Genomic DNA, 13,875 nt, shown 5'->3' on the forward strand with positions numbered 1-13,875 from the left:
CCGCTTTCCGGGCCACGGCTAGTCGTCCTTGGGGAGGATGACAGCGCGGCCTTGGTTGTAGGTCAGCCGCCAGGGTTCGGTGCGGACAACGGCGTCAAGCAGCGGGGTCAGCGGCGTGAGGCTCGTGATGGCCCCGTCGTTGGACGAGACGGTGACGAACACCTTCTGCCCCTGCTTGGGATTGAAATATACCGTGCCCGGCGAGCGCTGCTGCCACGCGCTCTCCATGGTGTTGCAGCCGCCCGTGAAGGACTCCGGGGTAAAGGAGGTCAACGCGTAGTCGGTCTTGAAGGTCACGCGCAAAAAGGTGCCCTCGGCCCCGGCCCCCATGCGCTGCACCCGGGAGACGACCGCGATGCTCTTGATCTCGGATTCAAAGGCCATCCGGTCCAGGTAGCGGGAGTCGGCGGCCAGGGCCGGGATGCTGGAAATAATCAACGCCAGAAACAAGGCAAGCAGTGATATTCTCATGTCTTTGATCGCAGTGATGGTTCAGATCGTAACGGGTGGAAGCGAGCCTAGCCCAACCCCAGGACATTGACAACCGTTATCAACCACAGGGATGGAGGACGGTCGTCATGCGCCCTCATCCACCGGCCCGCCCTTCAGGCTCAGGGAGATGCGGCCGCGGGCATGGTCCACGCCGATGACCGTGGCCAGCACCTCGCGGCCCACGGCCACCACTTCGGCCGGGTCGGCCACATAGCGGTCGGCCAGTTGGCTGATATGGACCAGACCGTCGCGATGGACGCCGACATCCACAAAGGCGCCGAACTTGGTCACATTGGTAACGATGCCGGGCAGTCGCATTCCCTCGCGCAGGTCCGCGATGTCGCTGACGCTGTCGTCAAAGGCAAAGGCGCTGAACCCGGCGCGGGGGTCGCGTCCGGGACGGGCCAGCTCTGCCAGAATGTCCCTGAGGGTGGGCAGCCCCACCTCCTCGGACACATACGCTTCCGGCCTGATACGCCCCCTGGCCGCCTCGTCGCGCAGCAGGTCCGCCACAGCGCAGCCGACGTCCCGGGCCATGCGCCGGACCAGTTGATAGCGCTCGGGATGCACCGCGCTGGCATCCAGCGGATCATGCCCCGGTCCCTGCCCGCGCACCCGCAGAAATCCGGCCGCCTGCTCAAAGGACTTGGGTCCGAGCCGCTTGACCTTGAGCAGATCGCGGCGCGAGGCAAAAGGGCCGTTCCCGTCCCGGTGGGCCACAATGTTGGCGGCCAGGACCGGGCCAAGGCCCGAGACATGGGCCAGCAGCTCCACACTGGCCGTGTTCACATCCACCCCGACGGAGTTGACGCAGCTGGCCACCACATCGTCCAGGGCGCGTCCGAGGGCCGCCTGATCCACGTCATGCTGGTACTGGCCCACGCCGATGGAACCGGGGTCGATCTTGACCAGCTCGGCCAGGGGGTCCATCAGTCTGCGCCCAATGGAGACCGCGCCGCGCACGGTCAGGTCCAGGTCCGGGAACTCCCGCCGGGCCGCCTCGGACGCGGAATAGATGGACGCGCCCGCCTCGTTGACCAGAACCACGGGCACACCCAGGTCCAGGGCTCGGACAAACGCCTCTGTCTCGCGGCCAGCGGTGCCGTTGCCCACGGCCACAGCCTCGATGCAATGCCTGGAGCACAAGGTGCGCAGGGCTTTCCCGGCCTCGTCCCGCTGCCGCGCCGAGCCGGTGGGAAAGAGAGTGGTGTGTTCCACGAGGGCGCCCTGGGCGTCGAGCACGGCCAACTTGGCCCCGGTGCGATAGCCAGGGTCCAGGGCCAGCACCCTTTTCTGCCCCAGCGGCGCGGCCAGCAGCAGCTGGCGCAGGTTGGCGGCAAAGACGCGGATGGCCTCGGCGTCCGCCCTGGCCTTGACCTCGGCCCGCACTTCGGTTTCGATGGATGGTCCGAGAAGCCGCCGATAGCAATCATCCAGGGCCGCGCCCACCTCCCGGGCCGCCGGGCCGTTGCCGCGCACCAACGGGCGACGCAGCAGCCCCAGGGCAAGCTCCTCGGGCGGGCGCAGGGAGAGCTTGAGCATTCCCTCGCGCTCTCCCCGGAACATGGCCAGGGCGCGGTGGCTCGGAATTGAGGAGAGCGACTCGTCCCAGTCGAACCAGTCGCGGTAGGTGGCCCCCGCCTCCTCGCGCCCCTTGACCACTCGGGAGACGAACCGGCCGCGGCGAAGAAACAGGTCGCGCATGGTCCGCCGCGCCTCGGCGCTCTCGCTGACGCGCTCGGCAATGATGTCCCGGGCTCCGGCCAGAGCCGCATCCGCGTCGGTCACGAACTTTTCCGGGGCGGTATCGGCGGTCGCGCCGGACGGGGTGACGAATCGACGCGCCTCGGCCACGGGGTCCATATCCGGCCGCGAGAGCAACGCATCGGCCAGCGGCGCCAGCCCGCGCTCCCGGGCCATTGTCCCCCGCGTCCGCCGCTTTGGCCGATGCGGCAGATAGATGTCCTCAAGGCGGGCCTTGTCCGTGGCCGCCTCGATCTCCCGGCGCAGAGCGTGGGTGAGCAGGTCCCGTTCGGCCAGGGAGGCCAGGATGGCCTCGCGCCGCTTGTCCAGGGCCGCCAGCTCTGCGAGCCGGTCGCGCACCAGGGCCACGGCCACCTCGTCCAGGGAGCCCGTGGCCTCCTTGCGGTAACGGGCGATGAACGGCACCGTGCCCCCTTCGGCCAGGAGCCGGGCCACGGCCGCCACCTGCCCGGCCGAAACGGTCAGCTGGTCCGCTATCAGACGGACATGGTCGGCCCCGGGGCCGGTGTCGGAAACAGGGTCAATGCGGGCGGTGTCGGCGTGTGTCATGGGCTCGGTGTGCCCCCATGCGCGGTCCGCGTCAAGGCATGGTTTCTTTTCCGGCCATTGCCAGCCTTGGCGGATGGGTGTACAGCTTGCGTCAGACCGCAAGGAGGAACCCATGACCCTGGACAAGGAACTCATCGACATACTCGCCTGCCCGCGCTGCCGGGGCGCGGTGGCCCTGCTCCCGGCCGGGGACGGCCTGTCCTGCCCCGCCTGCGCGGTGATCTATCCGATCAGGGAAGGCATCCCGGTCATGCTTCTGGATCAGGCCGTGCCCGAGGCGCAATGGCCCGGGCGGCCCATCCCCGCCAAAGACTAGCTTCCGCAACAACGCGATTTTTTCTGCCGACCGACAGGGCCGGACCGTCACGGTCCGGCCCTGTCGCCGCGTCCGGCCATCCGCCGGCCTGCCCCTGTTTTTTCCACAAGCGAGCTTGACGCGGGAAAAACCGTGCCTATCTTCCCAAAAACAACGACAAAGGAGGTGTCTCCCATGGTTATCGATTTCAACACCCTGTATCATTTCCCGTCCAGGCTTGATCGCGTGTTCGAGGAGTTCTTCAAATCCCCGATGGGGGATGACCGCCGTCTGGCCTATCCCCCGCTCAATCTGAGCAACGACGACGAGAACATCTACGTGCGGGCGGAGCTGCCCGGCGTGGAACTGGCCGACGTGGAGCTGACCCTCTCGGACAAAACCCTGGTGCTCAAGGGCGAACGCGCAGCCCCCCAGGGAAAATACTACCGCCAGGAGCGCCAGAGCGGCGTTTTCCACAGGGTTGTCAACATCGCCGTTCCAGTGGACAGGGACAAGGTCAAGGCGGTCATGACCGATGGCATCCTGACCGTGACCCTGCCCAAGGCCGAGGATGTCAAACCCCGTTCCATCAACATCGAAATAGCGTAAGGGAGGTACGGACATGAGCGAAATAGTGAAAAAGGAAGACAGGAGCCCGGCCCGCTACCGGCCCGCCACAGACATTCTGGAGCGCGAGGACGGCTTCCACATCTTTATCGACCTGCCCGGCGTCAGCCGGGAGAATCTGCATATCGACCTGCAGGATGACGAGCTGACCGTCCGGGGCCGTACCATCCTGACCCCGGGCCAAAACGAGCGTTTTTCGGAAATGCAGTTCGGCGAGTGCGAGTATGTGCGCTCCATCTCCATCACCGACATCGTGGACCGCGACAAGATCAAGGCCAACCTTGTCGGCGGGGTGCTGGAACTCCATCTGCCCAAGGTGGAAAAGGTCCTGCCCCGCAAGATAGAAATCACGGCCGGATAGCCCGGACAACGGCAATAGCCAGCGAGCGACAATGAAAACAGCCCCTTTGCATCATGCGAGGGGGCTGTTTGCGTTGCATCCCGACTGGTTTTTCGCCGGTCCGGTCAATCGCCCGGCCCCCGGCCAGGGAGATCGGCCAGGCGCAGGAGCAGATTGCCGGCCACCTGACGCCGGTAGTCGGCCGAGGCCCGGATATCGGAGATGGGGGCCACAGCGCGGCGGGCGGCGCGGGCCGCCTCGGCCAGAGCGCTCAGGGTCAGTCGCCCGCCCCTGAGGATGGCCTCGGCCTCGGGACTTCTGATGACGGTCGGCCCCACGCTGCCCCAGGCCAGCCGGGCTTCCCTGATCCGGCCGTCCTCCACGGCCAGCATGGCGGCCAGACTGACCACGGCGATGGCCATGGCCCGGCGCTGCCCGACCTTTTCGAAATGGTGGAAGGTGAACCCCCGAGGAACCGGCACGACTACGCCGGAGAGCACCTCGCCCGGCTCCAGGGCCGTGCGGCCCGGGCCCAGGACGAAATGGGGGATGGGCAGGATGCGCGCTCCGCGGCGCGACGCCAACTCCACCGAAGCATTCATGACGAGCAAGGCTGGCAGGGTGTCGGCTGCGGGCGAAGCAGTGCAGATATTGCCACCCAGGGTGGCCGCGTTGCGCACCGTGGGCGCGGCAAAGGCCGAGGCCGCGCGGTGGAGCAGAGGGAGCCGCTGATGCACGGTGTCGCTGCGCAGCAGGTCGGTCATGGTGGCTGTCGCCCCGATACGCACGGCCGGGCCGGTCGCGGTCTCCAGGGCCTCGATGCGCCCTAGCCCCGCCACCCGCTCCAGACTGACGATGGTTCCGGGAGATGCCCCGCAAGCCCGCAGACGCACCAGCAGGTCCGTGCCCCCGGCCAGGACCCGCGCCTCGGGGTGTTCGGCCAGCAGGTCCAGGACCTCGTTCAGACCTGTGGGCAGGAGCAGGGGCATCAGCGTTTCTTCCGCATGGTTTCGGCCGCGTCCTCAATGGCGTCCACGATCTTGTGGTAGCCCGTGCAGCGGCAAAGGTTGCCGGAGATGGCCTCGCGGATGGCGGTCCGGTCTGCGTTCGGCTCGCGGCGCAGCAGCTCGGCCGCGACCATGGCCATGCCCGGCGTGCAGTAGCCGCACTGGACCCCGCCCCGCTCGGCCAGGGCCGCCTGGACCGGATGAAGGGAGCCCTGGGCCGCCGCTTGCGCCTGATCCACTCCGGGTGCGCCCAGCCCCTCGATGGTCGTCACCTCCCGACCATGGAGCTGGCCCGCCAGTGTCAGGCAGGAGAGCCGGGTCACGCCGTCGATCCAGATGGCGCAGGCTCCGCATTCGCCGGAGCCGCACCCCTCCTTGGGGCCTGTCAGGCCGCAGTGCTCGCGCAGGACATCCAGGGCGCGCAGGGTGGGGTCCACGTCGAGACTGCGCCCGACGCCGTTGAGGGTGAAGACGATCATGAGGGTGCACCGCCTCCGGCCGGACCGCCCCCCAGGGCTGCCAGCACTCGCTCTAAAGTGAAGGGGGCGCGGGTCATGGGCAGTCCGGCCCGGAACAGGGCCGAGGCCACGGCCGGAAGCGGGCCGTTGAGCCCCACTTCGCCGATCCCCTTCATGCCAAAGGGGCCGGTGTGCTCGACGGTCTCCACGGCGTGGGATTCCATGTCCGGCAGGTCCAGGGACGAGGGGATGACGTAGGTGCAGAGGTCTGTGGTGCGCAGCACGCCCGCCTCGGTGGCCGCGTCCTCGGTCAGGGCATAGCCCAGCCCCTGGGCCACGGCGCCGTGGACCTGCTGCTCGAAATTCTGCGGATTGAGCACCCTGCCGCCGTCGGTAAAGGCCACGTAGTCGCGCACGGTCACCCGGCCGGTCAGCTCGTCCACCTCGATGCGGGCGAGATGGGCGGCGTAGGGAAAGATGAGATGCGGAAAACCGAGCCTGAAGACCTCGCCTCCGCGCACAGGCTCGGGCGTGACCGGCATGAGGTGGTCGGCCATGCAGATGCGGTCGTCAGGGTGCATCATGGCGGCCAGGGCGGCCAGGGGCAGATCCCGCCCCGTGGGCAGATGGCGCACCCCGCCCGGAATCATGGCGAACCCCGAGCCGTCGTCCACAAAAAGCATGAGCGCCGCCCGGTTGAAGAGCTTGTCGCGCAGGGATTCGCACGCCTTGATCAGGGCCTTGCCATAGGTATAGGTGGTCCGCCCGGCAGCGGAGGAGCCCGAGGGATGGGTGCGGTCCGTGTCCGGCTGGACCAGCTCCATCATCGACTCGGGCTGGCAGAGGATTTCTCCTGCCATCTGCACAAAGGTGGAGGCATTACCCTGGCCCATGTCGCTGACGCCGTTGTATATGCGGATGCGGCCCGCCCCGGTCAGGCGAACCTTGGCCACGGCGTAATCGGCCAGCCCCCGGCCATAGCCCATGCCGTTGAAGACCGCGGCCACGCCCACGGCCCGGCGGGTGAAGGGAGGGGCTTCGGCCCGCCACGCCTCGCGGCCCTTCCACAGGGGATGGTCGCCAAGGCGCAGCAGACATTCCTCCATGCCCGTGGAGGTGGTCATGGTCACGCCCGCACAGTTGCGCTCGCCCCGGGTGAGGGCGTTTTTGAGGCGAAATTCCAGGGGGTCCATGCCCAGGGTGCTGGCCAGCCGGTCCATCATGCCCTCAAAGGCGAAGCTGACCTGGGCCACGCCAAAGCCGCGAAAGGCCCCGGCCACGGGATTGTTGGTGTAGACGCAGCGCCCTTTGGCCTCGAGGTGGGGCAGCCGGTACGGCCCGCCCGAATGCTCCAGGCCCAGGGCCATGATCTCCACGCCCAGATGGGCGTAGGCCCCTGTGTCGTAGTCCAGCTCGCAACGCACCGCGTGCAGGGAGCCGTCGCTCTTGGCTCCGGCCGTGAAGCGCATCCGCGCCGCGTGGCGCTTGTAGCCTGCCAGGAGGCTTTCCTCGCGGCTCCACCACATCTTGACCGAACGGCCCTTGGCGTGCATGGCCGCCAGGGCCAGCAGGCACTGGACCGTCGCCCCGTCCTTGCCGCCGAAGCCGCCGCCCAGGTAGGGGCCGACAACATGAATGCGCGAGGGGTCGAGGCCCAGAGCGCGGCCGATCTCGAAACGGTCGCGGAACGGGGCCTGGGTGGACACCGTCAGATGGAGGACGCCGTCCTCGTCCATGCGGGCCACGCCGTTCTCGGTCTCGATGAAGGCGTGCTCCTGGGCCGGGGTGAAAAAAGTCTCCTGCACCACCACGTCGCACTCGGCCAGCCCGGCCTCGGCGTCGCCCTTGGCGATGGTGGCCGCCTCAAGCACGTTGCCGGTTTCCAGACCGTGGATATTGGGGGCGTCGTCGGCCAGGGCCGCGTCCAGGGTGTCCACCACGGGCAGCGGCTCGATCTCCACCTCAATGGCGGCAAGGGCCTCGACCAGGGCCCGGCGCGACCCGGCCACCACCAGGGCCACGGCGTCGCCCGCATGGCGCACCCTGGTGCCGCAGAGCACGGGCATGTCCCAGTGGACAAAGCCCTGGCGATTGGTGCCGGGCACGTCCTTGCGGGTCAGCACCGCCTCCACGCCCGCCACCCCTTGGGCCCGCGCCGTGTCGATGCGCCGGATGATGCCGTGGGGCACACCCGCCCGAAGCGCTCCGGCCCAAAGCATGTCCGGGGGATAGATGTCCGAGGCGAACTGTTCCGCGCCCCGCGCCTTGTCCAAGGCGTCGAAACGGCGAGAGCGGCGGCCTATGTCCTGCATGATGGCGGTTTCCTCAAGGGTGTCATGACGATGGATCACTGTGCGGCAAAGGAGCCAGCGTGTCAACGCGGACCCAGGCGGCCTGGGCGCGAAAAGTCATCTTTGTCCTTCATGTCAGGGCTTTCCCGAAGCACAGGGCTGTGCTATCAGAAAGTCGGAACAAAGGAGGCACGCATGCGACAGCAGGACAGGGGCATGAACCCCTATGTGGCCGGGACGCTGGCCGGGCTGGTGCTGACCCTTTCCGTGCTCGTGGCCGGAAAGTTCTTCGGCGCATCCACCTCGTACGTACGTTCGGCCGGGCTGGTGGAACAGGTCGTGGCCCCGGCCCATGTGGAACAATCGAGCTATTTCATGAAATACCTGGCCAAGGACCCGGGCATTGACTGGCAATGGATGTTCGTGCTGGGCATCTTCTTTGGCGCGTTTCTCGCTTCCAACGCCACGGATTCCTTCCGCTGGACCGACCTGCCCGACAGCTGGCGCGACCGCTTCGGACCGAGCCGGATCAAGCGGTTCGGCACAGCCTTCGCAGGCGGGGCCCTGGCCCTGTTCGGCGCCCGGCTGGCCGACGGCTGCCCGAGCGGCCACGGGCTTTCCGGCGTGGCCCAGCTCTCGGTGAGCGGGCTGGTGGCCATGGCCTGTTTCTTTGCGGGCGGCCTGATCACGGCCCGCATCCTCTTTTCCGGGAGGAAATCATGACCCTGATGTTCGGACTGTTCACCGGCATACTCTTCGGCTGGCTCCTCCAGCGGGCCAGGGTGCTGCGCTACGACAAGCAGCTCGGGGCACTGCGCCTTAGGGACATGACCATCCTCAAGTTCATGCTCTCGGCCATCCTGGCGGCATCGGTCGGTGTGCACCTGCTGGCCGACGTGGGGTTGGCCGAGTTGTCCATCAAGGGAACAGCCCTTGGGGCGCAGATTCTGGGCGGCCTGCTCTTCGGGGTCGGCTGGGCGCTGCTCGGCTACTGCCCCGGCACGTCCTGGGGCGCCCTGGGCGAGGGGCGCTTCGACGCCCTTTGGGGCATCCTGGGCGGCTGGTTCGGGGCCGCCCTCTATGCCGAAGCCTACCCGGCCATGGAAACCAGCGTGCTCACCTGGGGCAACCTCGGCAAGCTCACCCTGCCCGGCATGCTGGGAGTGAGCCACTGGCTGGTCATCGCAGCCCTGGCCCTGGGGTGCTTCGCCCTCTTCCGGCTCTTCGAGCGCAAGGGATTGTGAATCTGCGCCCGGAGGTTGTCGAGTGCATCAACTGACGAGCATCACCATCGCCCTGATCCTGGTGGCGGGCATCCTCTGCCAATGGCTGGCCTGGAGGGTCAAGCTGCCGGCCATCATCTTCCTGCTCTCCTGCGGCGTCCTGGCCGGGCCGGTGCTGGGCTGGCTCGACCCCGACCTGCTCATGGGCGACCTGCTCTTTCCCTTCATCTCCCTGTCGGTGGCGGTCATCCTCTTCGAGGGCAGCCTGACCCTCAAGCTGCGCGAGATACCCGGCCTTGAGCGGGTGATCCGCAACATGATCACCCTGGGGGCGCTCATCACCTGGCTGATCACGGCCACGGCCACGGCCCTGCTCCTCGGGTTTTCCTGGGAGATCGCCTGTCTGTTCGGAGCCATCATGGTGGTCACAGGCCCCACTGTGGTCATGCCCATGCTGCGCACGGTCCGGCCACGGGAGAGCGTGGCAAACATCCTGCAATGGGAGGGCATCCTCATCGATCCCATCGGGGCCATTCTGGCGGTGCTGGTCTACCAGTTCATCGTGGCCGGGGGTGCCCAGGGCGGTGTGGCGGCCGGGGCTCTGGTCTTCGGCAAGATAGTGCTCATCGGCGTGGGCCTGGGCGTTGGCAGCGGGCAGCTCTTCGGCCTGCTGCTCAGAAAATACTGGGTGCCCCAGTTTCTGCACAACGTCATCGCCCTGGCCCTGGTCTGCGGCGTGTTCGCCCTCTCCAACCTGATGGAGGCGGAATCCGGCCTGCTCACGGTGACGGTCATGGGCGTGTGGCTGGCCAACATGCGGGGCGTGGATCTCGACGAGATCATGGATTTCAAGGAGAGCTTGAGCCTGCTGCTCATCTCGGCCCTCTTCATCCTGCTGGCCGCGCGCATGGACCTGGCCGCCTTCGTGTCCCTTGGCTGGCCCGCGCTGGGTGTTTTCCTGGCCATCCAGTTCCTGGCCAGACCCTTGAGCGTACAGGCCAGCGCCCTGGGTTCGGGGTTGAGCATGGCCGAGCGGCACCTGCTGTCCTGGATCGCCCCCCGCGGCATCGTGGCCGCAGCCATCACCGCGGTCTTTGCCCTGAAGCTCGGCGCCCTGGGGTACGAGGACGCGCCTCAGCTGGTGCCCCTGACCTTCATGGTCATCGTCGGCACCGTGGTCCTTCAAAGCACCACGGCCCGGTTCCTCGCCAGCAGGCTGGGCGTGGCCGAGCCCGAGCCCCGCGGGTTCCTCATCGTGGGAGCCAATCCCGTGGCCCAGGCCGTGGGGCTGGCCTTGCAGGAGAACGGCTACCGGGCCCTGCTGGCCGACCAGAACTGGTCTGCCGTGCGCGACGCCAAGCTCGCGGGCCTGCCCGCCTACTGGGGCAACCCGGTCTCGGAACATGCCGAGCGCAACCTGAATCTCCTTGGCATCGGCCACCTGCTGGCCCTTTCCGCCAATGTGGAGCTCAACGCCCTGGCCGCGCAATACTACCGGCTTGAATTCGAGCCGGTGCGGGTCTTCTCTGTGCGCAACCGGCCGAAGAAGGAAGGGGTGCCCGATGAAAAGACGGCCTTTCGCTACGGTGGGCGCGTACTCTTCGACAACACTGTCACCTACCGCGACATGGAGCGCATGATCCGCCTGGGCGGGGAGATTCGGCGCACGGCCTTGACCCGCGAATTCTCCTTTGCCGACTATCTGGCCGATGTCTCGACCCAGCGGCTGCCGCTCTTCGCCATCGACCCCGACGAGGGCATCCACGTCTTCACGCCCGATGCGGACTTCACCCCCAAAGAAGGGTGGAGCATCCTGGCCCTGACCCGCGAGGGACAGGCAGCCGACGGCAATGGGGACGACTGAGAGGACGGCGCTACTTCGCCTTGCCCATCAGGTCGTATTTCTTGAGCTTGTATTGCAGGTTGCTTTTGGAGAGGCCGAGCATTTCCGCGGCCTTGACCTGGACGAACTCCGCCTTGACCAGGGCGCGTCTGACCAGGGCGCCCTCGATCTTGTCCATGGTCTCGGCAAGGTTGAGCTGCGAGGGCAGGAGATCTACCGCGCTCTTGAACTGGGCCTCTTCGTCCTTGATCTCGGGGGGCAGGTCGTCGGCGTCGATGACATCGGTGCGGGCCAGCACCGTGCAGCGCTCCACCACGTTCTCCAGCTGGCGCACGTTGCCCGGCCACTCGTAGGCGGTCAGGTAGTCCATGGCCGCGCCGGTAAACCCGGTGATCTCCACCTGGTTCTCTCTGGCGTACTTGTCCAGAAAATGGGCGGCCAGGAGCGGGATGTCCTCACGCCGCTCGCGCAGGGGGGGCATGAAGATCGAGACCACGTTGAGCCGGTAGAAGAGATCCTCGCGGAATTCACCCCGCGAGACCGCTTCCTGGAGATTCTTGTTGGTGGCGGCCACGATGCGGATGTCCACGTCAAAGGTCTCGGCGCCGCCCACCCGCTCTATCTGGTGCTCCTGAAGCACGCGCAGCAGCTTGACCTGAAGCTCGGGCGTCAGCTCCCCGATCTCATCGAGAAACAGGGTGCCCTTGTTGGCCAGCTCGAAGCGGCCCTTGCGCATGGCCGTGGCTCCGGTAAAAGACCCTTTTTCGTGGCCGAAAAGCTCGCTTTCGAGCACGCCGGGACTGAGCGCCATGCAGTTGACCGTGACAAAGGGCTCGTCGCGGCGCGGGGACGAGGCATGGATGGCCCTGGCCACCAGCTCCTTGCCCGTGCCGGATTCGCCGAGGATAAGCACCGTGGAGCGGCTGGGCGCGGCCCGGTCCACCATGTCCATAACCTGCTGCATGCCCTTGCCCCGTGCGATGATGTTGCTCTTGCCGAAGCGGTCGAGGATTTCGCGCTTGAGGCGGATGTTCTCGCGCTGGGTGGCGGCGAACTGCACGGCCTTGGAGATGGAGAGGAGCATCTCCTCGTTGGCAAAGGGCTTGGTGATGTAGTCAAAGGCTCCGACGCGCATGGCTTCCACCGCGGCCTCGATGGAACCGAAGGCGGTCATGATCAGCACCGGAATGTGCGGGTAGCCTTTCTTGCAATGTTCGAGCACGTCCTGGCCCGTGAGCTTGGGCATCTTCATGTCCGTGAGGATGATGTCCACCTCGGATTCCTCAAGGTAGGCCAGGCCCATTTCCGGGTCGGACAGGGCGGTCACGGCGTATCCTTCGTCCTCGAGGATGGACTCGAGGATGAGCAGATAGTTTTTCTCGTCGTCAAGGACCAGGATGTTGGCGGGCATGCGTTCTCCGGCGTTTGTTCAGGCAATGGTGGGCAGGATAAATCAAGACGGCCCGAAAACCAAGGGGGCATTTAGGCGGGCCGCGCCGACCCGAATTTTCTCCTTCGTTGCTGGATTGTGCCCCTGGCCCATGGTATCATCCGCCCATGAGCGACATTGACAAGAAGCGGCTGCGGGGCGAAATGCTCGCTCTGCGCGGCCGGATGGACGAGGCGGCCGTGGAGCGGACAAGCCAGGGGGTTCTGGAGCTGATCCGCACCCTGGCCGAATGGCGCACGGTGCGCGAGGCGCTGGTCTACTGGCCCAAGGGCGGCGAGGTGGATGTGCGCCCGCTGGTGCAGGAGCTGTGGCAGCGCGGCTGCCGGGTGCTCCTGCCCCGGTGCCGACCGGACGCCCACGGCGTGATGGACCTGGCCTGCGCTGCCTGCGAGGACGACCTGACCCCCGGACCCTACAGCCTGCTGGAGCCGGATGCCCGGCGCTGCCCATCCCTTGCGGCATGCAGCCCGGACCTGGCCCTGATTCCGGGCGTGGGTTTTGACCGGCGCGGCTACCGGCTGGGCTTCGGCGGCGGGTACTACGACCGGCTTCTGGCCTCGGGCACCATGGGCCGCCCCCTGCTCATCGGCATCGCCTACACCTTCCAGCTGGTGGACGAGCTGCCCGTGCAGCCCTGGGACATGCCCGTGGACATCGTCTGCACCGAGGAGGAGCTGTGGCGGCCATAGCCTTTTTTCCCTTTCTTTTTCCGGGCGTTCCCGGCGTGGGCTGCGCCTTCACCTCGCGCCGGGGCGGGGTGAGCGAGCCGCCCCACGACACGGCCAACCTCTCCTTCGAGGTGGGCGACGACCCGGACGCAGTGCGCCAGAACCGCCGACTGCTCCACGACCGGCTGGGCCTGAGGGGTTGGTGCGAGTGCCGTCAGGTGCACGGCGACGCCATCCACTTCGACCCCCCGCCCGCAGAACCCGAGGCCGAGCCGACCCTTGAGGGCGACGGCCTGGCCACGGCCACCCCAGGCATGGGGCTGGTCATCAAGACCGCCGACTGCCAGCCCCTGATCCTGGCCCACCGCGCCGGTCGCCATGTGGCCGCCCTGCACGTGGGCTGGCGCGGCAACAAGCTCGATTTCCCGGGCTCAGGCGTGGCCCGCTTCTGCGAGCATTACTCCCTCTCGCCCGCCGACATCCTGGCCGTGCGCGGCCCGAGCCTCGGTCCCGCCGCCGCCCAGTTCGTCCACTTCGACACGGATTTCGGCTCCGGCTTCGAACCCTACCACGACCCGGCCACCCAAACCGCCGACCTTTGGCGCATGACCCGCGACCAGCTCCGGGCCGCTGGCGTCCCGCCCCACCAGATATACAGCCTGGACCTCTGCACCCTGACCCGCGACGACACCTTCTTCTCCCACCGCCGCGCCAGCGCCTCCCCGGTCAAGACCACCGGCAGGCAGGTGGGGTTGGTGTGGATCAAGGGGTGATGGGGGGGCAAACGGGGGCGGCATATGGTTGTGTCAAGGGCTGGCAACTGCAACCCGGCAGCGATTGGCCGGGAATGAGCGCAAGGAGAGCGGCA

At 67.2% G+C, this 13,875-nt stretch carries 14 protein-coding genes; 8 read left to right on the forward strand and 6 right to left on the reverse strand.

The window, feature by feature from the left end:
• Nucleotides 1–18 precede the first annotated feature (18 nt).
• Both GKC30_RS06780 and GKC30_RS06785 read right to left on the reverse strand, forming a co-directional pair.
• Nucleotides 19–471 carry a hypothetical protein gene (locus tag GKC30_RS06780; RefSeq protein ID WP_155933365.1) on the reverse strand — a complete coding sequence of 151 codons (453 nt, stop codon included), beginning with the start codon at nucleotides 469–471 and terminating at the stop codon, nucleotides 19–21.
• 105 nt (nucleotides 472–576) lie between these two features.
• A complete protein-coding gene (locus GKC30_RS06785) occupies nucleotides 577–2,805 on the reverse strand; it encodes a Tex family protein (protein ID WP_155933367.1) in 2,229 nt (742 codons plus the stop codon).
• A 112-nt stretch (nucleotides 2,806–2,917) separates the two neighbouring features.
• Between GKC30_RS06785 and GKC30_RS06790 the strand changes: the two genes are divergently transcribed.
• The 3 genes from GKC30_RS06790 to GKC30_RS06800 all read left to right on the forward strand — a co-directional run bounded on the left by GKC30_RS06790 (nucleotide 2,918) and on the right by GKC30_RS06800 (nucleotide 4,088).
• A complete protein-coding gene (locus tag GKC30_RS06790) occupies nucleotides 2,918–3,121 on the forward strand; it encodes a Trm112 family protein (RefSeq protein ID WP_155933369.1) in 204 nt (67 codons plus the stop codon).
• A gap of 174 nt (nucleotides 3,122–3,295) precedes the next feature.
• Entirely contained in the window at nucleotides 3,296–3,709 is a 414-nt protein-coding gene (locus tag GKC30_RS06795) for an Hsp20/alpha crystallin family protein (protein ID WP_155933371.1), read from the forward strand.
• A 13-nt stretch (nucleotides 3,710–3,722) separates the two neighbouring features.
• Nucleotides 3,723–4,088: an Hsp20/alpha crystallin family protein gene (locus GKC30_RS06800; RefSeq protein WP_155933373.1), complete on the forward strand. Its 366-nt coding sequence runs from the start codon at nucleotides 3,723–3,725 to the stop codon at nucleotides 4,086–4,088.
• 104 nt (nucleotides 4,089–4,192) lie between these two features.
• Here the strand turns inward: GKC30_RS06800 and GKC30_RS06805 are convergent, their stop codons facing one another.
• Genes GKC30_RS06805 through GKC30_RS06815 form a run of 3 tightly spaced genes read right to left on the reverse strand, consistent with a single transcriptional unit; the run spans nucleotide 4,193 to nucleotide 7,844 of the window.
• Complete coding sequence (locus tag GKC30_RS06805; protein WP_155933375.1) at nucleotides 4,193–5,056, reverse strand: FAD binding domain-containing protein; 864 nt, start codon at nucleotides 5,054–5,056, stop codon at nucleotides 4,193–4,195.
• Nucleotides 5,056–5,553 carry a (2Fe-2S)-binding protein gene (locus GKC30_RS06810; protein ID WP_155933377.1) on the reverse strand — a complete coding sequence of 166 codons (498 nt, stop codon included), beginning with the start codon at nucleotides 5,551–5,553 and terminating at the stop codon, nucleotides 5,056–5,058. Before GKC30_RS06810 ends, GKC30_RS06805 begins: the two co-directional genes overlap by 1 nt.
• The gene (locus GKC30_RS06815) at nucleotides 5,550–7,844 is read right to left on the reverse strand and encodes a xanthine dehydrogenase family protein molybdopterin-binding subunit (RefSeq protein WP_155933514.1); all 2,295 of its coding nucleotides are present in this window, start codon (nucleotides 7,842–7,844) and stop codon (nucleotides 5,550–5,552) included. The genes GKC30_RS06810 and GKC30_RS06815 overlap by 4 nt, the downstream gene beginning before the upstream one ends.
• Before the next feature lie 174 nt (nucleotides 7,845–8,018).
• Here GKC30_RS06815 and GKC30_RS06820 point away from each other — a divergent pair, with 174 nt between their 5' ends.
• From GKC30_RS06820 to GKC30_RS06830, 3 genes are read left to right on the forward strand one after another with little or no spacing between them, the layout of a single operon-like run.
• On the forward strand, nucleotides 8,019–8,546 hold the full coding sequence (locus GKC30_RS06820; RefSeq protein WP_155933379.1) for a YeeE/YedE thiosulfate transporter family protein: 528 nt from the start codon (nucleotides 8,019–8,021) through the stop codon (nucleotides 8,544–8,546).
• Complete coding sequence (locus tag GKC30_RS06825; protein WP_155933381.1) at nucleotides 8,543–9,067, forward strand: YeeE/YedE thiosulfate transporter family protein; 525 nt, start codon at nucleotides 8,543–8,545, stop codon at nucleotides 9,065–9,067. The genes GKC30_RS06820 and GKC30_RS06825 overlap by 4 nt, the downstream gene beginning before the upstream one ends.
• 22 nt (nucleotides 9,068–9,089) lie before the next feature.
• A complete protein-coding gene (locus GKC30_RS06830) occupies nucleotides 9,090–10,910 on the forward strand; it encodes a cation:proton antiporter (protein WP_367614013.1) in 1,821 nt (606 codons plus the stop codon).
• A 10-nt stretch (nucleotides 10,911–10,920) separates the two neighbouring features.
• Here the strand turns inward: GKC30_RS06830 and GKC30_RS06835 are convergent, their stop codons facing one another.
• The gene (locus tag GKC30_RS06835; protein ID WP_155933383.1) at nucleotides 10,921–12,300 is read right to left on the reverse strand and encodes a sigma-54-dependent transcriptional regulator; all 1,380 of its coding nucleotides are present in this window, start codon (nucleotides 12,298–12,300) and stop codon (nucleotides 10,921–10,923) included.
• 146 nt (nucleotides 12,301–12,446) lie between these two features.
• Between GKC30_RS06835 and GKC30_RS06840 the strand changes: the two genes are divergently transcribed.
• A complete protein-coding gene (locus GKC30_RS06840) occupies nucleotides 12,447–13,028 on the forward strand; it encodes a 5-formyltetrahydrofolate cyclo-ligase (RefSeq protein ID WP_155933385.1) in 582 nt (193 codons plus the stop codon).
• On the forward strand, nucleotides 13,016–13,780 hold the full coding sequence (locus GKC30_RS06845) for a purine nucleoside phosphorylase YfiH/LACC1 family protein (RefSeq protein WP_367614014.1): 765 nt from the start codon (nucleotides 13,016–13,018) through the stop codon (nucleotides 13,778–13,780). The genes GKC30_RS06840 and GKC30_RS06845 overlap by 13 nt, the downstream gene beginning before the upstream one ends.
• The last annotated feature ends 95 nt before the right edge of the window (nucleotides 13,781–13,875 follow it).

Source organism: Pseudodesulfovibrio alkaliphilus, from assembly GCF_009729555.1.
Taxonomy (GTDB): Bacteria; Desulfobacterota; Desulfovibrionia; order Desulfovibrionales; family Desulfovibrionaceae; genus Pseudodesulfovibrio; species Pseudodesulfovibrio alkaliphilus.